Genomic DNA, 23325 nt, shown 5'->3' with positions numbered 1-23325 from the left:
AGGTTCAGCCTATAACCCACTGTCTATTTGCGCCAGGTATTCCCGGATCTTTTGGATATACAGGTTCCCGATGGCGCTGGGGACTGTGTTCTTTTTCATCACATACCCAATCTCCATCCTGTCCGGCCCGTCCGGCCCGCATGTCTCAAAGGGGACTGCCACATAGTCGCTGCCGTTCAGCTCCTCGCAGATAATCCCTGAGCACAGGGTGTACCCTCCCAGCCCCACCATCAGGTTCAGCATGGTGGCCCGGTCGTTGGCCTTGATGGTGCGCCTGTATTCGCTGGTACTGAGGATCTCCTCCGCGTAATAGAAGGATTCCGCGTCTCCCTGCTCAAAGGAGAGGCAGGGATAGTCCTGCAAATCCGCAAAGCTGATGGAGGGCTTTTTGGCTAAGGGGTGCCCCGACCACAGGTAGACATAAGGCATGCAGGTGATAAGGGGATAAAACGCCAGCCCGGCAGTGCGCAGCAGCTTCCCCATGACAGAGCGGTTGAAATCGCTGAAATACAGCAGGCCGATTTCGCTGCGCATAGTGGATACGTCCGCGATAACCGCCTTTGTCTGGGTTTCCCGGATGGCGAATTCATACTGGGAAGTGTCAAATTCCTTCACCAGCTCCACAAAGGCTTTCACAGCAAAGGAATAGTGCTGGGTGGACACGCCGAATTTTTTCTTCCGGTTCCTGGCCCCGCCAAACCGGTCTACCAGATCTTCATACTGGCTGTACACCTGCCTGGCATACAGGATGAAGTCGGCCCCCTCCGGCGTCAGGGTAACGCCCCTGCCGCTGCGGTGGAAGATGGTGATGCCAAACTCCTTTTCCAGCTCCTGCATGGAGCTGGTCAGGGATGGCTGGGAAACATACAGCAGCTCCGAAGCTTTGTTTATGGAGCCTGTTTCAGAAATGGTAATGGCATAATGCAGTTGCTGAAAGGTCATGTCCTTTCCCTCCCGGGGCTGCGCCTGCAGGCGGCGCTTTCCTTTATACTATAAGTATTATAGCATAGCTCCCATCCGCTTTGCGTCTTGGGAAACCGCTGGCGCGATTTCTGAAACTGCTTCGCGGTTTCGGCTCTACTGAAATGTCCTGCGGACATTATAGCACAGGCGGAAAAGCCGCACAAGCGGAAGCCATGGGCTTATAGCATTTCCCGCCGGATTATCCCGCTTTTGGCAGGCCCTGGCAGCCCAAATGTCAAGATGTTTTTAGAAAAAAGTTTTAAATGCAACGATGTTTGTAGAAGTACACAAAAGCACCCCTGTGTTGTTGTACAACAACACAGGGGTGCTTTTGTGCTGAAAGAGCATTTCACAGTTTTGGCGTACAGCAAACAAACCGGAAAAGCCTCTGCTTTTTCGGCTGGCCCAGGCTATTCAGTTTTGGTGGGTCAGGCAGAGGACATGAAAATGGACATCATGTCCTCTGCGGACTTCCAGCCAAGTATCTTCCTGGGGTACTGGTTCATCCAGTCCTGCACCTGCCGGACTGCCTTTTTCGTTACCTTGCTGAAATCTGTGCCCTTGGGAAAGAAACGGCGTATCAGGCCGTTGGCGTTCTCATTGCTGCCCCGCTCGTAAGCGCTGTAGGGGTGGCAGTAGTAGATTTTTGTGCGAGGGCCGCGTCCATAACGGGTGTGCTCCATGCCCTGGCAGTCCGCGAATTCACTGCCGTTGTCGCAGGTGATGGTCTTGAAGGTGCGCCGGAACTTGCGCCTGCCGTATTTCTTCTCCAAAACATCCAGGGCTTTCACCACGCTGCTGGCTGTCCTGTCTGGCAAAAGGACAATAATCTCATAACGGGTTGTACGCTCTGCCAACACCAGCAAGATCCCGCGCCCATCCTTCCCGCTGACCACTGTATCCATCTCCCAATGCCCGAAGGTTTTCCGCTCTTTTACCTCCGGCGGGCGCTTCTCAATGCTGTCCCCAGCAGAAGCCCGTGCGGCTTTAGGGCGGCTGGACTTACGGTTCCGGCGCCTGCCTTTATAGCGGAGGTGCTCCTTTTTCAGCTTCAGGAATACGTCCTCCCGGTAGATGTAATTGTAAATGGTATTCACACATAACCGGGTGGAAAAACCCCTTTCCTCCTGCATTTTCGCCGCCACAACAGCGGGAGAGTATCTTTTTTCTACTATCATCCGTTCGATGTAATTTGCCGCAGCGAAGTCGTTTCCCAGCTTCAAATCCATCCCGCGAACCGCCAAATGCGCCTGATACCAGCGCTCCGCCGTATCAGCGCAGTAAACCTTTACAAACTCATACTCCGGGGTCATCTGCAGGGTCATGCCACGATGGATTTCGTTGTAAATGCTTGCCCGGCTCACCCCGATATACGCCGCGATTTTTGTCTTGCTTTCCCTGTTTTTCAGCATCCGCTCTATAATCAATCGGTCGTTCCACTTGATATCCTTACAACCGGTTTTTTTCATGGTTTCGCTCCTTTTTTGGGGCAATCGCAACCGTGCCATCTGTAAACAGACAAGCCCCGGCCCATGAGGGCCGGGGCTGTCACTCATACCAGCAGCAGGCCCTCATCCTTTGCGGCCTGTGTGTTCATAATATCCTCGCCGTTGCGGTAAATCGCTAAAATCCGGAACCCGTCCCGCAGCTTGGCTTTCGCCTTTTCCGGGTCGTCATAGGTCAGGATCCGCACGTGTACCTTGTCCATGAGCCAGTACACCCTGCCGGGGTTTGCCAAACTGTCCTCCATAGCCCTCTTCCGGCTTTTGGGTATGCTCATCTTGAAATCGTTTAAGCAAACAGGCTGCTGCATAAATCACACACTCCTTTATCCGTTAAACTAAAATATACTATTTGTATATTATCTAAATTCTTATACTGTTCGTATTCTATCGGAATTGTCGAATTTTGTCAAGAAGCCTTTGGGGATTTATCCCAGGAAAATCAAGGTTTCCGCTACTTAGAGCAAAAAAAAGATGAAGCAGAAAGCTTGCGTGAGCCTTCTGCTTCATCTTTAGTTTTTACCTATCTGGAATCAAAGGCGTTTTGGGCATAATTTAGGAAATGGGCAATTTCACCGTTGCCCGGATGCTTGGCTGCAAGAGCTTTTATCCGCTCGATAGTACTCAGAGCTTTCTGTTCATCCTGCTTACAGCTCAAATTGACCAGGCCCTTGGCGAACGCTATCGCAATATCCTGCACGCCTGAATGCTTTTCTACAAGCTGTTCCAAGCGTTCTATAGTATCCAAAGCTCCCTGTTCATCCTGCTTAGCGCTCAAATTGACCAGGCCGCTGGCGAACGCTATCGCAATATCCTGCACGCCAGGATATTCATCTGTAAGGCGTTCCAGACGCTGAAGGCTTATCCCTTATCAACCGGGAGAAGATAGACGCTATCCGCGAAGCCATTAAGGAGCTTGAACGCGCCGGGTATATCGTCCGTTCAAGGGAACGCGACGAGAAAGGACGCCTGCGGGGCGCGGACTATGTGATATTCGAGCAGCCGCAGCCGCCTACGCCGGATTTACCTACATTGGAAAATCCAACATTGGATAATCCAACGCAGGAAAAACCAACATTGGAAAAACCTACGTTGGAAAATCCAACGCAATTAAATAAAGATATACAAAGAACTGACTTACCAAAAAAAGAAAAAATAATTACTGATGAACAAAGTACCCATTCCATTCCTATCCTTTCCCCTACAGGACAGACAACTTTTATTCCGTCTTAGAACGGCAGAGAAAACTTGAAAAGGAGGTATCAGCGATTGCAAAAGGAAACACGAAGAAACAGCGCGGCGGGAAGCGCAAAGCCTAACCCGCCCCGCAAGCTCACCCGCGCCGAGAAAAAGCAGATTGCGGAAATCATCAGACAGGCAAAGGGCGACGGGAAAGCGCACACCGCGCAGCAGACAATCCCTTATATCCAGATGTACCCGGACGGTATCTGCAAGGTTACGGGACGGAAATACTCAAAGACCGTCGCCTTTGAAGATATTAACTATCAGCTTGCACAGGCAGACGACAAGACCGCCATTTTTGAGAACTGGTGCGACTTCCTCAACTACTTTGACGCTTCCGTTTCGGTGCAGCTCTCTTTCATCAATCAGGGGACGCAGCGGGGCGAAGCGGAAAAAGCGGTCAATATCCCGGCACAGGAGGACGCTTTCAATTCTATCCGCACAGAATACCGGGATATGCTGAAAAACCAGCTTGCAAAGGGCAACAACGGGCTTGTCAAAGCGAAGTATATCACCTTTGCCATTGAAGCCGACAGTCTGGGCGCGGCGAAATCCCGCCTTGCCCGTATCGAAACGGACGTACTCAATAACTTTAAGCTCTTGGGCGTGTCTGCCCGCCCCATGACAGGCTATGAACGCCTTAAAATGCTGCATGGCATTTTCCACCCGGAGGGTGGGCAGTTTTCCTTTGATTTTTCATGGCTTGCCCCGTCCGGGCTTTCCACAAAGGACTTTATCGCCCCGTCCTCTTTCCGTTTTGGCGAGGGGCGGTATTTCCGCATGGGGCGCAAAATCGGCGCGGTTTCATTCCTTGAAATCCTTGCGCCGGAATTAAACGACCGTAGGGCAGTGCATGGGAGCTGGACAAATTGAACGCGCCCGTAAAGTAGTAAAAATCAGTTTAGTGATGAATGTTGCTGTAACGCTCGTTGTCGTAATTGGCGTACAGTTTTTTGCTGAACCATTGATTTTGCTTTTTGGTAGTACCACCCCGGAAGTAGTAAACGATGGAGTTTACTATCTGCGTGTCTGTTGCAGTATAAATAGTTTGATTTATGCCGTTATGTACACTTTGGACTCCTTTGCTATTGGTGTCGGTGCGGCAAATGTTGCTATGATTAACGCTTTACTGGACGCGGTTATTGTGCGTTTGCCTGTGAGCTGGCTCTTGGCCTTTGTACTTAATATGGGCTTTTCCGGGATTTATTACGGCCAGGCGTTTTCTCCAGTCTTACCTGCTATTGTAGGTTTACTCTATTTCACAAGTAGAAAATGGGAACACAAAACGCTCATTCAATCAAGCCACAAGGGGGAAAGTCTATGATGGATCGGATGGTATGGCTTCTATGCCCCGTATGTGGGAACAAGACCAGACTTAAAGTGCGTCAAGATACAGAGCTTATCAATTTTCCACTGTATTGCCCGAAATGTAAACAGGAAACTTTAGTGAATGTCAAAAAATCAAAACTATCTGTCATCCGCATGGCTGACTTGATTTCTAAGGAGGATAACGAATTATGATGGACAAACAAAAAATTTATCCCCGGTCAAAAGATCGGGAAACTGTATATTTGAAAAATGTCGTTACTGATCCCAGCATCATCGTGGGCGACTACACCATGTATAACGACTTTGTAAATGATCCTGTTGATTTTCAAAAGAATAATGTTCTTTACCATTATCCCATTAACCATGACAGGCTGATTATTGGTAAATTTTGCTCTATCGCTTGTGGCGCTCGATTTTTGTTCAACAGCGCCAACCACAGCATGACTTCACTTGCGACTTATCCATTTCCTAGCGGCTGTATCCATGTCAAGATTTTGAGCAAACTTTTTAGTATTCCCTGTGGACGGGAATTTTATTCATTTAATTTTAAATTGGGTGGGGAAATTTTATCCCCACCCAATAGCCCGCCGAAAAACCGTCTATCTTAGATGATTATAAAATCTTCCGCAGCTTTTTCCGCAGATGGTCTAGCCTTGCATAGATAGCTCCCGTTGTCAATCCAACAAGCGGGGCAATTTCCTTTGTGGAATAGCCCTGCATTTTCAGCAGGATAATTTGCAGGGTACGCATGTCCACCGTAAGCAATGCCCGATACAGAGTCTCGTCCTCAATCTCATCCAGTAAATCGGCAACCGACTTTACTTCGGTATCCCGCTCCCTGTCTGCCATTCCCTCAAGGTATTCGCCGAAGTCGCTTGTCCAATGGTAAAACCGCCTGTTGGAATTGAAGTCTGCCCTGTCGTCTGTGCGGATTTGTTCAATGGTGTTTTCATCAACTCCATGCTCCCGCAATATTTTTTCCTCGGCTTCTTTCCAGATAAGCCATTTCCTGTTCTCACGTCCGTTGTTGTATGCCATTCTTTTTTCCTCCAATCTGAATTTTTGAAATGTAATAATCCAGATTGGAAAGGCGGCGAACGACAGCCAACAGCAGAAACAGCCCCTCGGCACATTCCGATAAAAAACGACAAAAGAAAAACCGCAAAGGCTCTGTGTCCTCTACGGTTATAAGTAATCTCAATTCTGTTAAGTGGAGATTCTACTTCTGGTTTCATGGTGAGAAGTAGCGTTGCATAAGCAGGGACTTTTTTAACGGGTTTCCTGCCAATCCCCAATATGCTATGTATAAGTCAAATCTGCGTTGCATGAGCAGATAGCTTACTGCCCGAAAAAAGGACATAAAAAAATCCCTCCAAACTTAAAACAGGTCTGGAGAGTGTCTGTTAAGTCTTTTCGGGCATAGCAAATCAGCCCACCAAAACACCGTTTTTTTATATGGCGTGCTTGTATTGCCTATTTCAAATTCCAATAATGATTTCTTTATGTTCTAATAATCCTCTAGAAAATGCCTAATGAGCATAGCGATTTCTTCTTTTTTATATCCCAATTGGGACAATTTACATAGCAACTCTTTCTTAGCTTCATCCACTAATTTTTTCTTTACATCTTTAATATCAACAGCAACATAATAACCTTTTCTTTCATTGGTATAAATAATACCCTTTTCCATCAACAACCTTAAAGCACAAGCTACTGTATGGGGATTTACTTGATTAACTTCCGCATATTCCCTTATACTCGGTATCGGTTTACTTGGTGCTTGATAATTTACAAAAATATCCATTTTAATTTGTTCTGCAACTTCCTGATACTTGTATCTTTTATTCATCTTTTTCTTTCCCTGTTAATAGTCTTTGAATTGTTATATTATAAAAATCAGCTATTTGAGGGAACTGATAAATGCTAGGACGGGATATTCCTTGTTCCCATTTAGATACTGCTGACTTTGAGACGCCACAATACTCTGCAAGTTTCTCTTGTGAGTTTCCTTTTTTCGTCCGCTCTTCTTTTAACACTTCCGAAATATGTAATTCAATACCCTGTTCCATAGTGGCTCCTTTCTTCGGTACTATAAATTATTTTTAACTATGAAATAACTTCATCAATTTCAAAAAAATTGATTTGATAAAAAACGTAACTGTTCAATTAACAAGAAGAAACCAATCGACTTTTTTCAAGGGTTGACAAATGATACGATACAGAAGGAGCAGAAACGGGTAGTTACTTTGCAATCTCACCCGCAGTCTGCTCCCATTTTTCAAATAAAAATTTTCATCTGTTCTTATCTGTCAAAGCCTTAAATTTCAAGTCTAAAAAGCTATGTTTTTCACAACTTCATACATATAATTGTGTTCGGCAAACCTTAAGATAGATTGCCAAAGTTGCCAGCAGTATTAGACAAGTAATACCAAACATAATCATCATTTGGTAATGCGGAAAGATTATACAGAGATACAATGGCGTTAAGCTGCTTGCCATTCCACCTCCAACTGTAGCTAAAACTGAAATTGCCCCACCTTTTACCGCATAATACTCACTTGTCCAATCATACTTAGGAAACTTGATATTCAGATAAACACCAAGAACTGAAATGAAAAAAGTATATACCGTAGGGATAATAAATAACAGTATAGTCTGCATCAAGGAACACGGAATCGCAATTCTGATAAAAATTGCACTAACATATAAAACAGGAAGTATCACTGTTAAATTTACCGCAATTTTAGAATTGTAAATTGTCCTTGCCTGCGTTGGAGCGGAACACATAATCCATCGGTTTTTTCCCTCTAAAGACAAGGATGCTGCTGTGGTAGAAGTCATAGTCACAAAAACAGCAAGCGCAATCGGCATAATATTTTGAATGATGCTCATGATTCCCATCGTTTCTATTTGCTGTCGTAAAGCAGGCGGCATAAAAAATGCTGCCCCAAGTGCCACAACGAAAAGCAGGACAATTCCAATACATGAATTCAAGGCATAAATCGTACATGAACTTAATCGGCGAAGCTCCTTTTTATACAATGCCATAAACGGAGATGAAGATTTTAATGTTCCCATTTTATAATCTTTTTTTGCATAATGTGAGAATACCGCTGTATTCAGTCTTTTATAGTAATGAGAAACAATCGTTATGAAAGCAATGCCCAGCAACAGGGAAACAGCGGCAAAGATAACAAAGCTTGCCCAATCATTATGTAATAAGGCATTTGTAAAAAGAATAGCAGGCGGATAAAATTTGTTTACCGCTTCTGCCATTGCAACGCCTAAATTAGTTATCTGCGCCTCATCCATTGATTGTGTTTTTGCGGAAGCAAATACAATCATCAGTACGGCAGCCGTACTCAAAACCAATGAAAAAACATTCTTGTGTCTTGAATGTGATGAAACGGCAACAATTAGAACACCTAATGATAGAGAAATAATCATAGGAATAATCGGTGTCAAAAATAACGCACCCACTAAAAACAGGTAACTAAAAATCGGCGGATGTTCGTATACGACATAGATAATGCTTGACGGCAGCATGGCTATAAAGCCAATTATCAGATTGATGAGATACAGCATCGTTATACGGCTTGTTACGATAGAAATCGTTCTTACAGGCATGGACATAACCATATCATAATCTTTTAATCCAATAAGAACCCCTGTACTTTTAACGAATGTAAGGGTCAAAGTTGCTAAGGAGCAGACCACTACCATGAGCGTTGGCAATGCTTTGCTGAGTCCCGCTTCTGCCATGCTGTTGCTGAATTTCACCGTATAGACTACAAGAATAGCAATGGCGGTAAGTCCTAAAGCACCAACAATCGCAGAACGTTGTTTTTCCTGTTTATCACGAGAATGAATCAATCGGTTAATTCCAAAAAGATTATATAACTGCATCCTCAAAAGATACTTATACTTGCCTTTCATTTTCAACTACCTCCATGAATACATCTTCAAGACTATGACTTCCTTTGATTTCTTCCATTGTTCCACTTTCTATCAATTTACCGTCATTGATGATAGTAACCTTGTCACACAATTTTTCGGCAACTTCAAGTACGTGAGTAGAGAAAAAAATGGCTGTTCCAGCTTCACAAAGTTCACGCATAATCTTCTTTAAATGAAAAGATGCTTCAGGGTCAAGACCTACAAACGGCTCATCCAACACTAAAAGCTTGGGAGAATGTACAAATGCGCCTATTAATGCAAGCTTCTGTTTCATACCATGCGAATAGGAACTGATTAAATCCCCAAGACTGTCCGTTAAATTGAGAACATCCGCATATTTTTGTATTCTTGAAACTCTTTCTTCGGCAGGAACAGAAAACATATCACACATATAGTTTAAATATTGGATGCCTGTCACATAGTCATATAAGTCGGGATTGTCTGGAATATAAGCTGTAATAGATTTGCATTTTACAGGCTCGTCCTTTACAGAATGACCGTTTATGAGGATTTCCCCTTCGTCAAAGTCCATTATCCCGACAACTGCACGGATTGTTGTTGTTTTCCCCGCACCATTGTGACCAATAAAAGCATGGATTTCTCCTGCTTTCACACTCAAATTCAGACTGTCAACAGCCTTTTTATTTCCAGAATAAACTTTAGAATAATTCCTAATTTCTAATACGGCGTCCATTTTATTAGCCTCCTTTGAATTTTAGTTTTTGTACTTTTTCACAATTGCCCAGTAAAGGATTGCGGGTACAGGGGTAAATAATAGAATAAAATATTTATTTACAACCGAACCAGAACCAGACACTCCAAAGTGTAATGGGATTTCCTGCGGCAATAAAAAAGTTAGTGCTGCTAATACAACAAAGGTTACAAATGTAATGATGATGCATTTTTTCTTCATAGGTCTTGCCTCCTTTTTAATATCACAGTGATAATAATATCATAATGATATTAAAAAGTCAAGAAAAATCCTGTCCATCACTGAGGACAGGCGGGAAATTTTTAATCCATTTTAGGCGGAGAAATAATAACGCCAATAGAATGCAGCTTTCTACCCGCTGCCGGTGCGTTGTTTCCATAAGGCTTTATTGCATCTCGAATATTTCTAATTAACATCTCAAGTTCCCCATCTGTTAGATAAAGAGGGGATAAGGAAAAACCAGATTTATCCTTTACAATGTCTATATTATCCCGTTTACAATAATCTTGGAATAACTCCGCAAAGCCAATGATATATTGCATAAACGACTGCATATAGGCTTCACCAGAGTTGCTGTCTAAAATTTCTTTAAAATCTTTTGTCATATCAATATCTATCGCATAAGTCTTTTCTAAAGCACCTCTGACTTGCGTTTGATTTACAATTTTTAATACTTTGTCATTTGTCATCCTCTTTAAATAGCGATAAAGCGTTGCGGGCGGAATATCCGAAAAGGTCTCGGATAAATGTTTAGCAGTAGTTTCCCCACAATTCTGTATTTCTAGAAATAGTTTGCATTTAATCGGGTTCGTCAATACATCCATAATTTTTTTATCCATGCGTATCCCTCCAATAATTCGGTCTATTTGATAATATTATCATTTTGGTACTATAAATTCAAGAACCTTTCATTGATGATAATCTAAGATAACAAACCTAAAAGTGGCAAAGTTTTTATACCTTGCCACTTTTAGCACTTATACGAAGATTATTTCGTTATTCACAATCCCCCTCGCACACGCCCTTATGTTATTCACTCTTCCTGTCCATTCTAAGGCGTTTTCTGCCTTTAACTGTTCCGTTATGCCTTGCTCCTGTTTCAAGCCCTCTATGAGCCTTTTAAAGCGTTCCTGCGCCTGCCTGTCGATGTCGGCAAGGTAGGCGTTGAGCCTGCTGCTTGTGAGAAGATTGATGTATGTAACCTTTCGGTACTTCTTCAGATAGTCCAGATGCCGCTGTCCCCATGTGCCTATCGGCTGTTCTTTTTCGGCGGATATGGTTAAGCATGGTATTAAATAATCTCCTTGCCACTCGTATTTGCCGCCTAATTCCTCAAATAATGATTTTGCCATCTTCTAGTTCCTCCAAATAAGATATTCACTCCACATTATTGTGTCTGTTGTCTTAAACGCAATTTTGAGTTTTCTCCTTATCTGGTTTCACTCATCAAACATCAAAGGAGGAAAATCTATGCATACATCATGGTCTCGGCGCTTGGGCAAAATTGCCGTCCCGGCGCTCTGCGCTGTCTTTCTGGCCAGCCCTCTGGCCGCTCTTCGCGCTTCAGCCGTTGCCAATGTCACCGCAGTAATCCGCCCTGATATGTCCATTGTCATCGATGGCCAGAAGCAAAGCTTTTTCAATGTGAACGCCAGACAGGTCCACCCTCTGTATTATGCAGGGTCCACCTACCTGCCCGTGCGGGCCATTGGCGAACTTATGGGTAAAAACGTAGACTGGAACCAGTCTTCCAAAACCGTTACCCTGGCCGGCAGCCGGACTTCTCCCCCGGTAACCGGTACCCCGGACGGCGCCACCCAGCGCCAGGACGTGGAGGCCTCTGTGCGGGATGACTTTACCGTAATCGTGGACGGGGCCGTGCGGAGCTTTACCAATGTGAACGGCCGCCGGGTTTACCCCCTGCTGTACCGAGGTTCCACTTACCTCCCTGTGCGGGCCATCGGTGAGCTTATGGGCAAAGAGGTGGATTGGGACCAGGCCACCCAAACCGTCACCCTGAGCGGGAGAATCGTTACTGATGCCGACACCTTTGGGCTGCTTACCCCGGAGCAGGCCCAGGCAAAAGCCCTGGAGCACGCAGGTCTTACCGCCAGCCAGGCGACTTTTACAAAAACCGAGCTGGAGTGGGAAAACGGCCGGCGGGTCTACGATGTTGAATTTCACACTGCCGGGTATCAAGAGTACGATTACGAAATAGACGCGGTAACCGGCGCAGTGCTCAGCTTTGGCCACGATGGCGACTCCTTTACCCCGCCGGACACCCCCGGGCTGATTTCCCTGGAAGAGGCCGCAGCCAAGGCCCTGGCCCAAGCGGGGGTAAAAGCGGACCAGGCAACCTTCACCAAGCAGGTGCTGGACTGGGACGATGGCTGCCCGGTATACGAAATGGAGTTTTTCACCGCAAGCCCCGCCTGCTGGTATGAGTGCGAAATTGACGGAACCACCGGCCGGGTAGTCTCTTTTGAAGCCGACTCCACCGATGCCCCCCCTTCCGGCGGGCTGATTGCCCCGGAGGAGGCCAAGGCCAAAGCGCTCGCCCACGCCGGGCTTGCCTCTGGGCAGGTAACCTTTACGAAAACCGAGCTGGAGCTGAAAGACGGACGGCTGATGTACGAGATAAAATTCCATACCGCCAGCCACATAGGCTACGAGTACAAAATTGACGCCACAAACGGTACGGTGTGGAGCTTTGAACAGGACCACAGCTCCTACCTTCCGCCCATTCCCTCTGGCGTAATCTCTGTAGACGAAGCCAAAGCCGCCGCTCTTGCCCACGCGGGGCTTTCCGCCAGCCAGGTGAACTTTACCAAGCAGAAGCTGGACTGGGACGATGACAAGCCGGTATACGAGATCAAATTCTTTACCAAAGACCTGGTGGAATACGATTACGAGATTGACGCCTTTACCGGAAAGGTTCTTAGCTTTGACCGGGACGGCTCCTCCACAGGGGAAACCATCAGCCGGGAAAAGGTCCAGGAGATCGCGCTTGGGCAGGTGCCCGGGGCAAGCGCCAAGCACATCAGGAAGCTGAAGCTGGAGCTGGATGACGGTCGGTACATTTATGAGGTAGAGATCAAGTATGGCGGGCTGGAGTACAAAATGGAGATAGACGGAGAAACCGGCGCGATTCTTGAATTTGAGGTAGACGATTAAAAAAGCCCCCCAAAAAACATAAGGGTCCAGGGACCTGTCCCTGGGCCCTTATGTTTCCCTCCGGCTTCTTTTGACTTTGCTTCTTATCCTTGGGTTTTCCTTGCTTTTTGTCAAGATGACGATTTGAGCAAATGAACTTACCACCATATCAGGAACATCTTAAAATTTGTACTATCTTTTTTGCGCCGTATAAGCTATACTTAAAAAATGGATGTGCATATAAACCAAGTACAAATTTCGCCCTCCGCCAGCAGCAAAAGCGCCGTGTTGTTCCCTGTAAAGCCCGTTTCAGGCGATTCGGACCAACCGTCGAGGTGGAACACGGCAAACACCGATAGCCGCAACGTGGGGCCATTTGTGGCAGCGTGTGAGGGCCGTGTCAGGCGAACTGAGGCCTTTCCCGAGGAGCAAGACGAGAGCAGCCTCAGAACGCCGTTTTGGGGCATTTGTGGCGATTTGTGAGGAACAGCAATTTCCAAGTCAGTGGAGCGCAAGGTCATGCAAAATTATGGAAGAATATCCAATTCAAAATGGCTCAAAAGAGTCGGTCGAAAAACAAGCAGGAGAAAGCAAGGCGCCAAGATGGCGCCTTTGCAGTTCACACCGTCCGGCGGAGCCGGGCGGGAGGGCTAGAAAGTGCGGGCTTTTGGGGGAGTTGCAGGGCATAGTGAGATAGGTGTCATAGTAGGGTCACAAATAAGAGTTTGGTGTAATGTTTGGGGTTGCAAGTGGGCAGAAACGGCAGAATACCGGGGAATTTTTAGGTGTCACAAGTTGGTGTATTGCGATTTTGGAGGCGTTTTATGGATTCAGAAAATATGCAGCGAATAAGCCTTTATTTAGACAAGGATCTGGTCAAGCGAGCGGATAGATTTATGAAAGAGCAGGGCTTTTCCTCTCGGAACAAGCTGGTTACCCAAGCGCTTGAAAGCCTTATGACGGATAGCGATTTGCAGGATAATGACCTCCTGGGTGAAAAACTCGCTGGGGCAGTTATGAAACTATCTGAGGATAACGCAAAAGCCATCTCGAAAGGACTTTTCCGCTATGCGGTACAGCTTGAGATGGTGATGCGGGTGCTGGCGGAACTCTCCGAGTACACACCAGAGCAGGTAGAAGAAATGCGCCGTGAGGCCATAAACAATGTGCGCCGCACCCGTGGCAAGGTAAGTTTTGAAGACATTTTAGCCGGATATTACGACGATTGACCCCCTCAAAATTTGCGCCGCTAAACAAAGAATACGGTTCTTATAAATTTGAACTTCAGACCCAAAATGTAAGAAAAATGTCAGTGGACTTTCTCAGCAGGGTGTGGTATTGTGGTGTGCTGAGAAAGGGGGCTGTTTTATGGCAAAGAAACGAGCAAACGGAGAGGGAAACATTCGCAAACGCAAGGATGGCAGGTGGGAGGGCCGATATACCGCTGGCTATGACCCGGCTACCGGCAAGCGTATCATCAAAAACGTGCTGGGCAAGACCCAAGCTGAAGTCAAGGAAAAGCTGGCTGTGGCAATGGACGATGTCAAAGACCTGGACGTAGCCCGCTCTGACAATTACACGGTAGGCTCATGGCTCACCAACTGGTACACCCTCTACGCCAAACCTAATGTGCGGGTTTCCACCGCTGAGTACTACCGCAGGAGTATTGAACTTCACGTAAACCCACGAATTGGCGGCATCAAGTTAAATAAGCTAACAGCCCACAGGCTATAGATTCTTTCTTACACTATGTCTGTTACCATGCTATAATGATCACAAATCATTCTTTGGGACTTATAACGAGGCGTCTTTTTAGGGAGGCATATCAATGAATTTTATATTTGATATGGACGGGCTTATGTTTGATACAGAAAAAGTTTTTATCGATGCATGGGATTATGCTGGCGAAAAAATTGGCATTGGCAAAGCCGGCTATATGGTGTACAAGACGTTAGGTATGAACAGCGAAGCCGCTTATGGCATTTGGGCAGAAGAATTTGGCGGAAGATACGACCATGAAGAATTGAAAAAGCACACAAAATCTTTCTTGGTAAAATATTATAACGAGAACCCAGTCCCTGTTAAGCCGGGCTTATACATTCTGCTTGATTATTTGCAAAAGCTGGGTCATAAGGCGGCGGTGGCGTCCTCTTCTCCCCGCTGGGAGGTCGAGAGGCACTTAAGAAGCGCGGGGATATCGGATTATTTTGTTGGTACTGTCTGCGGCGATATGGTTAAAAAATCAAAGCCAGCCCCGGATAGTTATTTGAAGGCGTGCGAGCTATTGGGGGTTGCGCCGGGAACCTGCTTTGCCCTGGAGGATTCTAAGAACGGTTTATTAGCGGCGCATAGAGCAGGCTGCAAGCCAATTATGGTTCCTGATTTATGGCAGCCGGACGAAGCCACACTGGAGATTGTCATTGCCAAGTACGACGATCTGGAGCAGGTGAAATATGCCCTTGAAACCGGCGGGTTAAATTTATAGCAAATTGCCGGATATTTGTAGAAGAATGAAACGGCTGGAACTTCCTTCCCGGAGGTATCCAGCCGTTTCCATTTATTTCCGCGTGTGGGGTGAGCGAGCGCCAGTGGCAGACAAGCTGCGAACCGACCGAGCCGACAGGCGAGACCACGGTGTGGGTCAAAAACGCCCCTGGCACTCTCCGGTTATTTCTGACCATTTCCGCATGTGGGTCACGGTGTGGGTCAGGACAAAAAGCCGACGGAGCCACGCCAAACTCGCAAAAAGAATAAGCTGAAACCTTATCCGCAATATCCATTTTAATATGCAACCGAGCAAAACAACTTGCGATGTTCCAGCTTTGACCGTTCCCCACCCAGTGTAGAAAATCGCTCCAAAATAATTTGGCTACATACAACAAAAGCCTCGCATATTTCATGCAAGACTTTGTCAATGGTGGGGGAGAGTGGATTCGAACCACTGAAGTCGTCGACAACAGATTTACAGTCTGCCCCCTTTGGCCACTCGGGAACTCCCCCATAGAATATGAAATTTTATACAAGGCTTGTCCGGCCTCATCTTCGGGCCGGACCGCCCAGTTTGGAGCTGGTGAACGGACTCGAACCCCTGACCTGCTGATTACAAACAGTGTGGAGGGCGAACATTGAGCAGTTTCCAGCACTTTCTAGACCTTCCCAGCACACATACCGGCGATTTTCCGCCCTATTCGCTCCGCTATTTCCACACAGTTTTTCCGCGTGTGGGTCACGGTGTGGGTCAGAAGGACAAAAGGCGTGAGGGAGTTCCTCACGCCAAGCCTAAAATCAACCTCAAAATTTGCGCCGCTTAACAAAGAATACGCCCGCTCTTCATCCTCCGCAACTGTTATACCTACGCAGCCCCCCGCGCCAAACCAGCACGGAGACGCCCGCCAAAAGCAGCGCCACCACCGGCGCCAGCATGCACAGCCAAGGCGGTGCGTCCGGCTTGCCCAGAAGGTAGACCGCCGGGTAGAAATTGAGGTAAGCCACTGGCACAAAACCCGTCACCAGCACGCGGAACGCCGGGCCGAAGATAGTCACCGGGTACTTTTGGGTCAGCAGGTAGATTTGAATGAACACCTGGCTGAGAGCACTGGCTTTGGTGGTCCAGAATGTCACGCAGGAGATAAGAAACTTGATGCACACCGCAATGGCTCCCCCAGACAGCACGAAAATCACAAACCAGAGGATTTGCCACAGCCCCCAATGGGTGCCGCTCATGGCAAGGCCCGTAGGCACCAGCACCGCGCCCAGCAAAGTGTCGCACAGGCCCGTGTATTTGATGTCCCCGCCCACCAGCTGCAAAAAGGGGCTCACCGGGCGCAGAAGGTACACGTCAAAGGCCCCGCTGACGATCTCATCCTCGATTTTTGACAGCTTGTAGAAGAACACAGAGAAGATGCTCCAGCTTATCATGAAGAGGCCGTACAGCACCAGCAAATCCCCCACCTGCCAGCTTCCCAGGGCATGGAACCGCCAGGAGATCACGGACAGCTGCACGATGTTCGCGCCGTTTAACAGGCAGACGCTCACAAGGCTCATCCAGAAATCCACCCGGTATTGCAGGATGCCCCGCAGGGTCATTTTCAACAGGGAGCCGTACATTTTTAAACCCGCTTTTACTTCCTGCATGGCATTAACCTCCCTGTACGGCAAGGTGCTTGTGCACGCTCAGCCACATCATTTTTCCCATAAGCAGCAGCACGGCCGCCCATGCCGCTTGCAGCAGCAAATTGTATACGAGTGCAGTACCTCCCACCGCGCCTGTGTAAATATTCAGCGGCGTCTCAAAGATGCACCGGAAGGGCAGCACGTTTATTATCGCCTGTACCCACTCCGGGTAAAGCCAGTTTGGGATGAGCTTGCCCGACAGGATGGTGAGGGTGCCGCTGTAGGCCATGGTGATCTGCCGTATCTCGGTAGTGGCAAAACAGACCATGCCCAGCAGGAAATTCAGAGAAAATACTATGAAAAAACTAAGGATGCCGCTTACTAAAAACGCTGTGCCATGCAGGATAGTGGGCGGCAGCTCCATGCCCAAAAACAGCACGCCCAAAGCCCAGGCGGGCAGCACCAGCCACACCGCCCCGAACAGCGCCGCGCTGCCGTTGCGGGCTAAAAGCTGCCGCTGCAGGTCAACGGGACGCAGCAGGTCTGTGTCGATTCGCCCGGAGCGTACCTGCTGGGAGATGTAGTTCTGCGGCGCGGTGGACAGAGCCGACGGGTAAAAAATAATGTCCAGCGCCACCGCCAGCATGGCGTAAGTGATCATGGAGGGCAGCGGGCGGCCCAGAATAGCGGGGTCCTGCCCATACAGCGCCACCCACAGGCTGCGCACGCCGTACATGGCGATTATGCTGTAGAGGACTTTCAGCAAAAAGTCCTCCCGGTACACCCCCGCGGAGCGTTTCTCCATGCGCAGCGAGGCCAGGAAAACTCTCATGCTGTTCTCTCCCCTTCCCGGTATATTTTCCTCACGATGTCCTCGATGTCTGCATCCTCGCCGCCGTAACGTTCCCGCAGGCCCGTCATGCTGCCGTCGTAAATAATCTGCCCGGCGTGGATGACAATGACCCGGCTCACCAGCTTCTCCATGTCCACCACATCGTGGGTAGTCAGCAGCACGGTGACGCCCCGCTCCCGGTTTATCTCGGTGATGAACTCCCGCAGGCGTTCCTTTGCCACCACGTCCACGCCGATGGTGGGCTCGTCTAAAAAGAGCGTCTTGGGGTCATGCATCAGGGCGGCGGCCAGGTCGGCCCGCACACGCTGGCCCAGACTCAGTTGGCGCACGGGCTGCTGGAGGAAGGGGCCTAAGTCCAGCAAGTCTGTGAACATTTCCAGATTCTTTTTGAAGCGGCTGTCCTCTACCCGGTACATTTCTTTTAGTATGTTCAGGCTGTCGATCACCGGCACATCCCACCACAGAGAGGTCTTTTGCCCGAACACCACCCCGATATTCCGCAGATGCTCCTTGCGGTCTTTGTGGGGCGTCAGGCCGTTAACCTTCACCTCCCCCGCTGTGGGCACCAGGATGCCCGAGAGCATCTTGATGGTGGTGGACTTCCCCGCGCCGTTCTGGCCTATGTAGCCTACGATCTCTCCGTCGTTTATAGTAAAATCGATGCCGTCCACCGCCCGGCGTTCCTCATATTGGGGGCGCACCAGCGCCTTGAGGGTTGCGAAGCGGCCCTCGCCGGGCTTTGCAATCTTATACGTTTTCTGCAAATTTCTTACGGTTATCATACTGTCTCCTATTCCCACTTTACGTGGTTTTTCAACACGATTTTCTCTCTTCCCTGTTTGATTCGCCCTAACTCGTAACAGTCGAAGTGCTGGCTGATTTCCTTTGCGATTTCTTCCGCGCTGCCCTTATCAACAATCAGGCAAAGACCTACGCCGCAGTTGTGATAGTTCAGCATCTCCTTTTCATCATACCCACTCACGTTTTTCAAAAAGCGGAAGAACGGCAGGGGATGTAATTTCCTCAGATCCAATTCGGCAGTCAAGCCGTCTGGCATGATCCTATATAACTGTCTGCTATTTGCCAAACCTCCTATGGTCACAACAGGCATACCATGCAGCTCCGGGCGGCCCAACAGGGGTTTCAGCGCTTTATAGTAGGACGGATGGGGCCTCATAAGGTGCTGGATAAACGTCTCCCCCTCAATTTTCTCTTTCTCGATTTGGGGTCTTCTCTCTAACAGCACCCGCATTTGGGTGTAGTGGGAGGTATGCAGGCCGTTTGACGCCACCACCAGGATCCTATCCCCTTCCTTTATGGCGCTGCCATCCACTATTTTTCTTTTTTCCACCACACCTACCATGGTGGCGGATAAGGTATATTCCCCCAAGCGCATGGTCTGGGGTTGGATGCAGGTACTGCCGCCTAAGAGGGCGCACTTATTTTCCCGGCAAGCTTCTGATACACCCTTTATCAACGAGCGCAGCAGCCCCTGGTCTGCATTCCCGCTGATAAGATTATCCGTCAAGGCCAGCGGATGGCCTCCTGCGGAACAGGTATGCGTTATAAGATCGTTGACTATATCCCTTCCAACCACTTCCGTATAGCCGTACTTTGCCGCCATTTTACATTTCGAGCCGATGGTATTGGCGCTCATTATCAAGACCGGCTCCTGTAATTCCGGAAAATGGATATCCAAAAGCAGAGGGGCGTATCCGGGAACGCTTACCATCCTGGGGCTGTCGGGCTCACAGAAAGAAGCTGCATCCCCCTTGAAAGCATCCAGTGAGGCCAGGTCTATCCCCGCTTTCTCATAAGAAAACCACGACTCCCCGCCTGCCAGCAGAGTGTCCACGGACACCCGCAAAAGCTTCGCCAGTTCCACTACGATCTCCACGTTAGGCACCGTGCCCCTCTCCCATTTGGAAACGGCCTGGTAGCTGACCCCCAATTTTTCCGCCACCTGGGCCTGGGTCAGCCCCATCTCCCGGCGCTTCATGGCGATGAACGCCGCCACCCGTTTGCTGTCCAACACAGTTATCTCCCCTTTCGCTATCTCTATTTTAACCCGGTTGGCTCAGCTTTACAATAACCGAATGGGCGTGGGGATCTTGTGAAACTCAACTGACGGTTGAGCGCAAAATCTGCGCCGCTAAACAAAGAGAAGGGCCGGAGATTTCCAGCCCTTTCTCATCACGATTCGCCTAACCACTTTTTGAATTCTTCAAGATTCATCTTACCTTCCGCGCACTCATCCCGCTTGCCCTTGGCGACAGCGCTCCATGCGTAGAATGTACCGGGGCTTATCTTCCCCGCCTTTATCCAGTTGAACCGCTTCTTATACTCCCGCCGATATTCTTTGAACAGCTCGTCCGAATTCTTTTTCTCAGCCCAGCGTCTCATCGCACCGACCTCCTTGCAGGTGTGGCCGTTCTCGTCCACGGTCAGCGTGCAGAACTCCGCCGTGTTGCGTCTCGGGATTGCAAAATATTTGCCACAATAAGAGCAAATGCGCATACGCTGTTCCCGCTTGACGCACTCCCGAAGGGAGAATTCCACGAGGTCATAGAGGGAAGCCGGGTGTAGAGTTTCGGCGAAACTCCCTTTATCGATTCGCTCATACACAGTAGATACCGGCTGGAACTTATAGGCATAGAGCGGATGCGTTTTCTCCTTGTCCAAATACGCTTGCAGCTTTTCCTGAGCGGGCTTTTTCTTGCCATCGTCAATGTCCAGCACGTCTTGAAACAACCGCATGATTTGCTTTTGCAGCATATCGATGGTGCTGGGAATGTGGGAAAGCTGTTTATGCGGAAGGATCGTGTGAATATCTTCATCGGGATGCTGCTCTGCATGATGGAACCTTGCCTGCCAGTCCAGGCGTAGGAACTCGAAATAGATGTGCTGGCTTGCTAATTCTGTAAGCGTGCTCATCACCACGGGCTGGGAGTCAAAGGTGGGCTCTTTATAAAAATCAAGTAACGCCTTGTCCATCTTCTTAAATTCGTTCTCCAAAGACCAGATGTCCAAATAGGTAAACCGCAAAAGGCTTTCCAGAAATGGGAAGTCTTTCTCTTTTTTCCTCGAACGCCCCGTCTCGGCATATACAAAATGCTCCCGGCCCTCTGCAAAGTAGGTGTAGAACACATAATCAGACACTTGCGCCACTCTCCAATCTTAAAGTTTAAAATATTTTTTATAATTGTCCTTGACAAATCAGTTTCTAGGTGTTACCATAAGACCATTCCAAAAATCAAGTCTGGATTTAAGAATAAGTCTACAACAAGAATTTGAGAATGTCAAGAAGAATTTTCCAGGAGGTGCCAATGCTGCAATCCAAATTCAAAAGTTATGATGAGCTGCCACTGTTCCTCAACGCAGGAACAGTGGCACAAGTGTTGGGTATATCTCAAGCGGGAACCTACGAGCTGCTGCATCAGGAAAACTTTCCTGTGCTGAAAATCGGCTCTCGCTTGGTGGTGCCCAAGGACAAATTTCTCTCATGGATTGAGAGTCAGACAGGGGGCAGTACGTTGTAAGTTATTTTACTTCGCCAAAGGCAGAGCGGCCTGCAAACTTTTTCCCTCTGCCCAATGCCATCTTTCATATTGGGCTTTCAGCTGGTGAAATCGCAGTCTACAGCTACCTGATGTACTGCGAGGACAGAAAATCGCACCAGTGCTGGCCAAGCTACAAGACCATCGGCAGGGCGGTCGGCATGAGTGAAAACACCGTGAGAAAATATGTGCACGAACTTTGGTACAAGGAGTTGATTCAAATTGAACCATCGAAATATGAATCGAGTGGACAAATCCGTAACGGGAATTTGCAGTACAAAATTCTCCCCATCCAGCGGGCGATAGACAACTACAACGAAAGCCAGATGTGGAAGTGAGTAGGAGCCGTTTGTGGGGTCTGTGCGGCCCGTGTTGGACGGGCAACCACAAAGGTAGGGGAGCGACAAGGCCGAGAACAACGAGCGGCCCTGTAGGGCGTTTATGGTAAAGTTACCGGGGAAAATTATCAGAACGGTTGGGCAGAGGAAATCCTGCCTTTTAGGCAGGGCAAGCATAGCGTCCGGCTATACGCCGGTCACAGGAACCGGGTAAACCCGGCCCCTCCCCCCACCCCCTAAAGGGGGAGTTTTGAAGTGCAAGAGCGCATAAAAGGAGAGAGATTTGAAGGGAAAAAAGAAAACGGAAATTATCACCGCAAGGCTTACAACGTCAGAGAAAACAGCCATACAGAAACGGGCGCAGAAGGCTAGAATGACGGTAACTGCTTACCTCGTCCAGTGCGGACTAAGTAAGCAAATCATCCAGGTGGATGGTCTGCAAGAGGTTTTGTCAGAGCTAAAAGCGCAAGGCAGGAACATCAATCAACTGGCTGTGCTGGCAAACATGGGCAGGATATCAGACTTTCGAGTGGATGATTTGATAAACGAATACAGGAAAATCTACTCATCACTTGACAATATTGCGAGGGAGGTGAAGTGATTGGCAACCTTTGTGGCTATCAGAAATGCAAAACAGACGGTGGGCGCCTTGGCAGGAGTGCTGAAATACATCTCCCAGGAGCGCAAAACTAGGCAGGGAGATTTGAGTTTTGTTTCGGGATACAACTGCGTTCCCCAGTGTGCTTACACAGAAATGCTTACCACGAAACGACAGTTTCAGAAAACAGACGGGCGGCAGTTTTACCACTTCGTGCAATCCTTTTCAGACGATGATAGACTAACGCCGCAAGAGGCCAATGCCATTGGGATGGAGTTTGCAGAGCAAGCATTCCCTGATTTTGAAGTGATGGTAGCCACTCACTTGGACACTGGACACCTCCATAACCATCTGGTGGTGAATTCTGTTAGCTGTGTCGATGGCAGGAAACTCCATCAGAACGCCGCAGACTTGCAGGCTCATCGAAACATCAACGATACGATTTGCCAAAGGCACGGGCTTTCTGTTTTGAAAAAGGCAAAAAGGCATGAGCCGAAAAAGAGCATGAAACCCGGAGAATATCAAGCTGGCTTGCGAGGTGAGAGCTGGAAACTGGATTTGATTTTGGCCATAAACGAGGCATTAGAGTACGCAGATGACCGGGAGTCCTTCATAGAAAATATGGAGCAGGAGGGGTATCAAGTAGTGTGGACTGATACCCGAAAGCACATTACGTTTATCACACCGGAGGGTAGACGCTGTCGTGACAGCAGCTTGCACGATGAGACTTTTCTCAAGCAGAACTTTGAAATGCTATTTCTATACCGTCAGGTTTTCGGGTTCAGCCCAGCTACCAAGGAGCCCGACGAGGGTTGGCTTGGTAAACTTGCCAGCGATGCAGTACGCTTTGGTAGGTACTTGGAACAGGCATTTGACACGCCGGACTTGCCGCCCATTCCCACTTGGTCGGAGAGCAAACAGCGCAGCCGCGAGGCACTGAAGAAGCTAGCACACGGGCAGAAACTCACGAACGAGGAAAGCTATGGGTACGACTTCGGGTGGTAAAAC

26 protein-coding genes, 1 tRNA gene and 5 pseudogenes are annotated in these 23325 nt (G+C 48.2%); 13 read left to right on the top strand and 19 right to left on the bottom strand.

All coding sequences use genetic code 11. From position 1 onward, the window contains the following. Nucleotides 1-9: 9 nt before the first annotated feature. The 4 genes from VSQ30_RS01195 to VSQ30_RS01180 form a co-directional block, all read right to left on the bottom strand. Nucleotides 10-942: a LysR family transcriptional regulator gene (locus VSQ30_RS01195; protein ID WP_160641801.1), complete on the bottom strand. Its 933-nt coding sequence runs from the start codon at nt 940-942 to the stop codon at nt 10-12. 449 nt (nt 943-1391) lie between these two features. Then, entirely contained in the window at nt 1392-2432 is a 1041-nt protein-coding gene (locus VSQ30_RS01190) for an IS30 family transposase (RefSeq protein ID WP_334461453.1), read from the bottom strand. 83 nt (nt 2433-2515) lie between these two features. Beyond that, on the bottom strand, nt 2516-2776 hold the full coding sequence (locus VSQ30_RS01185; RefSeq protein WP_334461450.1) for a hypothetical protein: 261 nt from the start codon (nt 2774-2776) through the stop codon (nt 2516-2518). 212 nt (nt 2777-2988) lie between these two features. Next, nucleotides 2989-3285, bottom strand: coding sequence for a hypothetical protein (locus tag VSQ30_RS01180; RefSeq protein ID WP_334461448.1), 297 nt, complete (start codon nt 3283-3285; stop codon nt 2989-2991). A gap of 35 nt (nt 3286-3320) precedes the next feature. Between VSQ30_RS01180 and VSQ30_RS01175 the strand changes: the two are divergent. The 5 genes and pseudogenes from VSQ30_RS01175 to VSQ30_RS01150 form a co-directional block, all read left to right on the top strand. After that, a pseudogene (locus tag VSQ30_RS01175) lies at nt 3321-3668 on the top strand (helix-turn-helix domain-containing protein); the annotation flags it as partial. A gap of 66 nt (nt 3669-3734) precedes the next feature. Continuing rightward, a pseudogene (locus tag VSQ30_RS01165) lies at nt 3735-4550 on the top strand (VirB4-like conjugal transfer ATPase, CD1110 family); the annotation flags it as partial. Between the two features lie 10 nt (nt 4551-4560). Further along, entirely contained in the window at nt 4561-5031 is a 471-nt protein-coding gene (locus VSQ30_RS01160) for an MATE family efflux transporter (RefSeq protein WP_334461447.1), read from the top strand. Continuing rightward, nucleotides 5031-5228: a cysteine-rich KTR domain-containing protein gene (locus tag VSQ30_RS01155; protein WP_040647466.1), complete on the top strand. Its 198-nt coding sequence runs from the start codon at nt 5031-5033 to the stop codon at nt 5226-5228. The genes VSQ30_RS01160 and VSQ30_RS01155 overlap by 1 nt, the downstream gene beginning before the upstream one ends. Beyond that, nucleotides 5228-5506: pseudogene (locus VSQ30_RS01150) on the top strand (LbetaH domain-containing protein); the annotation flags it as partial. The gene VSQ30_RS01155 and the pseudogene VSQ30_RS01150, both read left to right, overlap by 1 nt. Nucleotides 5507-5648: 142 nt before the next feature. Here VSQ30_RS01150 and VSQ30_RS01145 read toward each other — a convergent pair. The 9 genes and pseudogenes from VSQ30_RS01145 to VSQ30_RS01110 form a co-directional block, all read right to left on the bottom strand. After that, nucleotides 5649-6074, bottom strand: a complete 426-nt coding sequence (locus VSQ30_RS01145; protein WP_251353610.1) for an RNA polymerase sigma factor — start codon at nt 6072-6074, stop codon at nt 5649-5651. Between the two features lie 469 nt (nt 6075-6543). Beyond that, on the bottom strand, nt 6544-6885 hold the full coding sequence (locus VSQ30_RS01140) for a GntR family transcriptional regulator (protein WP_251353609.1): 342 nt from the start codon (nt 6883-6885) through the stop codon (nt 6544-6546). Then, entirely contained in the window at nt 6878-7105 is a 228-nt protein-coding gene (locus VSQ30_RS01135) for a helix-turn-helix domain-containing protein (RefSeq protein WP_016219450.1), read from the bottom strand. Before VSQ30_RS01135 ends, VSQ30_RS01140 begins: the two co-directional genes overlap by 8 nt. A gap of 97 nt (nt 7106-7202) precedes the next feature. Beyond that, nucleotides 7203-7268, bottom strand: a pseudogene (locus tag VSQ30_RS20575) (ArsR family transcriptional regulator); the annotation flags it as partial. Between the two features lie 123 nt (nt 7269-7391). After that, nucleotides 7392-8972: a hypothetical protein gene (locus VSQ30_RS01130; protein ID WP_334461446.1), complete on the bottom strand. Its 1581-nt coding sequence runs from the start codon at nt 8970-8972 to the stop codon at nt 7392-7394. Beyond that, entirely contained in the window at nt 8956-9687 is a 732-nt protein-coding gene (locus tag VSQ30_RS01125; protein ID WP_016219452.1) for an ABC transporter ATP-binding protein, read from the bottom strand. The genes VSQ30_RS01130 and VSQ30_RS01125 overlap by 17 nt, the downstream gene beginning before the upstream one ends. Nucleotides 9688-9708: 21 nt before the next feature. After that, entirely contained in the window at nt 9709-9906 is a 198-nt protein-coding gene (locus VSQ30_RS01120; RefSeq protein WP_016219453.1) for a hypothetical protein, read from the bottom strand. 101 nt (nt 9907-10007) lie between these two features. Continuing rightward, entirely contained in the window at nt 10008-10544 is a 537-nt protein-coding gene (locus tag VSQ30_RS01115) for a helix-turn-helix domain-containing protein (protein ID WP_135977008.1), read from the bottom strand. A gap of 138 nt (nt 10545-10682) precedes the next feature. Continuing rightward, nucleotides 10683-11057 (bottom strand): TnpV protein, encoded by a 375-nt coding sequence (locus VSQ30_RS01110; protein ID WP_172538815.1) that lies wholly within the window; start codon nt 11055-11057, stop codon nt 10683-10685. A gap of 118 nt (nt 11058-11175) precedes the next feature. Between VSQ30_RS01110 and VSQ30_RS01105 the strand changes: the two genes are divergently transcribed. From VSQ30_RS01105 to VSQ30_RS01090, 4 genes and pseudogenes are all read left to right on the top strand, one after another. Further along, a complete protein-coding gene (locus VSQ30_RS01105; RefSeq protein ID WP_334461444.1) occupies nt 11176-12879 on the top strand; it encodes a PepSY domain-containing protein in 1704 nt (567 codons plus the stop codon). A gap of 803 nt (nt 12880-13682) precedes the next feature. After that, on the top strand, nt 13683-14087 hold the full coding sequence (locus VSQ30_RS01100) for a CopG family ribbon-helix-helix protein (protein WP_334461443.1): 405 nt from the start codon (nt 13683-13685) through the stop codon (nt 14085-14087). Between the two features lie 139 nt (nt 14088-14226). Next, a pseudogene (locus VSQ30_RS01095) lies at nt 14227-14589 on the top strand (tyrosine-type recombinase/integrase); the annotation flags it as partial. Nucleotides 14590-14686: 97 nt separating this feature from the next. Further along, nucleotides 14687-15343 carry an HAD family hydrolase gene (locus VSQ30_RS01090; RefSeq protein WP_334461438.1) on the top strand — a complete coding sequence of 219 codons (657 nt, stop codon included), beginning with the start codon at nt 14687-14689 and terminating at the stop codon, nt 15341-15343. A 430-nt stretch (nt 15344-15773) separates the two neighbouring features. Here VSQ30_RS01090 and VSQ30_RS01085 read toward each other — a convergent pair. From VSQ30_RS01085 to VSQ30_RS01060, 6 genes are all read right to left on the bottom strand, one after another. Continuing rightward, nucleotides 15774-15858: transfer RNA gene (locus tag VSQ30_RS01085), tRNA-Tyr, on the bottom strand. 330 nt (nt 15859-16188) lie between these two features. Next, nucleotides 16189-16992, bottom strand: a complete 804-nt coding sequence (locus VSQ30_RS01080) for an ABC transporter permease (protein ID WP_334461435.1) — start codon at nt 16990-16992, stop codon at nt 16189-16191. A gap of 4 nt (nt 16993-16996) precedes the next feature. Then, complete coding sequence (locus VSQ30_RS01075) at nt 16997-17803, bottom strand: ABC transporter permease (RefSeq protein WP_334461433.1); 807 nt, start codon at nt 17801-17803, stop codon at nt 16997-16999. Then, on the bottom strand, nt 17800-18606 hold the full coding sequence (locus VSQ30_RS01070) for an ABC transporter ATP-binding protein (protein WP_334461432.1): 807 nt from the start codon (nt 18604-18606) through the stop codon (nt 17800-17802). Before VSQ30_RS01070 ends, VSQ30_RS01075 begins: the two co-directional genes overlap by 4 nt. An 8-nt stretch (nt 18607-18614) precedes the next feature. After that, a complete protein-coding gene (locus tag VSQ30_RS01065) occupies nt 18615-19859 on the bottom strand; it encodes a helix-turn-helix domain-containing protein (RefSeq protein WP_334461431.1) in 1245 nt (414 codons plus the stop codon). Between the two features lie 158 nt (nt 19860-20017). Beyond that, nucleotides 20018-20983: a DUF6076 domain-containing protein gene (locus VSQ30_RS01060; RefSeq protein ID WP_334461430.1), complete on the bottom strand. Its 966-nt coding sequence runs from the start codon at nt 20981-20983 to the stop codon at nt 20018-20020. Between the two features lie 167 nt (nt 20984-21150). Between VSQ30_RS01060 and VSQ30_RS01055 the strand changes: the two genes are divergently transcribed. From VSQ30_RS01055 to VSQ30_RS01040, 4 genes are all read left to right on the top strand, one after another. Next, nucleotides 21151-21363: a helix-turn-helix domain-containing protein gene (locus VSQ30_RS01055; protein ID WP_334461429.1), complete on the top strand. Its 213-nt coding sequence runs from the start codon at nt 21151-21153 to the stop codon at nt 21361-21363. Nucleotides 21364-21410: 47 nt separating this feature from the next. Next, entirely contained in the window at nt 21411-21719 is a 309-nt protein-coding gene (locus VSQ30_RS01050) for a helix-turn-helix domain-containing protein (RefSeq protein ID WP_334464753.1), read from the top strand. Between the two features lie 283 nt (nt 21720-22002). Continuing rightward, nucleotides 22003-22320 carry a plasmid mobilization protein gene (locus VSQ30_RS01045; protein WP_305117455.1) on the top strand — a complete coding sequence of 106 codons (318 nt, stop codon included), beginning with the start codon at nt 22003-22005 and terminating at the stop codon, nt 22318-22320. Continuing rightward, nucleotides 22321-23322, top strand: a complete 1002-nt coding sequence (locus VSQ30_RS01040; protein WP_305117456.1) for a relaxase/mobilization nuclease domain-containing protein — start codon at nt 22321-22323, stop codon at nt 23320-23322. Nucleotides 23323-23325 lie beyond the last annotated feature (3 nt).

The sequence above is a fragment of the Acutalibacter sp. JLR.KK004 genome, from assembly GCF_036941085.1.
Classification (GTDB): Bacteria; Bacillota; Clostridia; order Oscillospirales; family Acutalibacteraceae; genus Acutalibacter.
Note: the sequence above shows the minus strand (reverse complement) of the source record. Positions and strands in the feature narration are given on the sequence as shown.

Coding starts and splice junctions, on each gene's coding strand:
- VSQ30_RS01105 (WP_334461444.1), top strand. CDS start 11,176: ATGCATACATCATGGTCTCGGCGCTTGGGCAAAATTGCCGTCCCGGCG.
- VSQ30_RS01135 (WP_016219450.1), bottom strand. CDS start 7,105: ATGGAACAGGGTATTGAATTACATATTTCGGAAGTGTTAAAAGAAGAG.
- VSQ30_RS01160 (WP_334461447.1), top strand. CDS start 4,561: ATGGGAGCTGGACAAATTGAACGCGCCCGTAAAGTAGTAAAAATCAGT.
- VSQ30_RS01075 (WP_334461433.1), bottom strand. CDS start 17,803: ATGAGAGTTTTCCTGGCCTCGCTGCGCATGGAGAAACGCTCCGCGGGG.
- VSQ30_RS01140 (WP_251353609.1), bottom strand. CDS start 6,885: ATGAATAAAAGATACAAGTATCAGGAAGTTGCAGAACAAATTAAAATG.
- VSQ30_RS01070 (WP_334461432.1), bottom strand. CDS start 18,606: ATGATAACCGTAAGAAATTTGCAGAAAACGTATAAGATTGCAAAGCCC.
- VSQ30_RS01115 (WP_135977008.1), bottom strand. CDS start 10,544: ATGGATAAAAAAATTATGGATGTATTGACGAACCCGATTAAATGCAAA.
- VSQ30_RS01190 (WP_334461453.1), bottom strand. CDS start 2,432: ATGAAAAAAACCGGTTGTAAGGATATCAAGTGGAACGACCGATTGATT.
- VSQ30_RS01125 (WP_016219452.1), bottom strand. CDS start 9,687: ATGGACGCCGTATTAGAAATTAGGAATTATTCTAAAGTTTATTCTGGA.
- VSQ30_RS01100 (WP_334461443.1), top strand. CDS start 13,683: ATGGATTCAGAAAATATGCAGCGAATAAGCCTTTATTTAGACAAGGAT.
- VSQ30_RS01130 (WP_334461446.1), bottom strand. CDS start 8,972: ATGAAAGGCAAGTATAAGTATCTTTTGAGGATGCAGTTATATAATCTT.
- VSQ30_RS01155 (WP_040647466.1), top strand. CDS start 5,031: ATGGATCGGATGGTATGGCTTCTATGCCCCGTATGTGGGAACAAGACC.
- VSQ30_RS01055 (WP_334461429.1), top strand. CDS start 21,151: ATGCTGCAATCCAAATTCAAAAGTTATGATGAGCTGCCACTGTTCCTC.
- VSQ30_RS01120 (WP_016219453.1), bottom strand. CDS start 9,906: ATGAAGAAAAAATGCATCATCATTACATTTGTAACCTTTGTTGTATTA.
- VSQ30_RS01090 (WP_334461438.1), top strand. CDS start 14,687: ATGAATTTTATATTTGATATGGACGGGCTTATGTTTGATACAGAAAAA.
- VSQ30_RS01110 (WP_172538815.1), bottom strand. CDS start 11,057: ATGGCAAAATCATTATTTGAGGAATTAGGCGGCAAATACGAGTGGCAA.
- VSQ30_RS01145 (WP_251353610.1), bottom strand. CDS start 6,074: ATGGCATACAACAACGGACGTGAGAACAGGAAATGGCTTATCTGGAAA.
- VSQ30_RS01195 (WP_160641801.1), bottom strand. CDS start 942: ATGACCTTTCAGCAACTGCATTATGCCATTACCATTTCTGAAACAGGC.
- VSQ30_RS01185 (WP_334461450.1), bottom strand. CDS start 2,776: ATGCAGCAGCCTGTTTGCTTAAACGATTTCAAGATGAGCATACCCAAA.
- VSQ30_RS01080 (WP_334461435.1), bottom strand. CDS start 16,992: ATGCAGGAAGTAAAAGCGGGTTTAAAAATGTACGGCTCCCTGTTGAAA.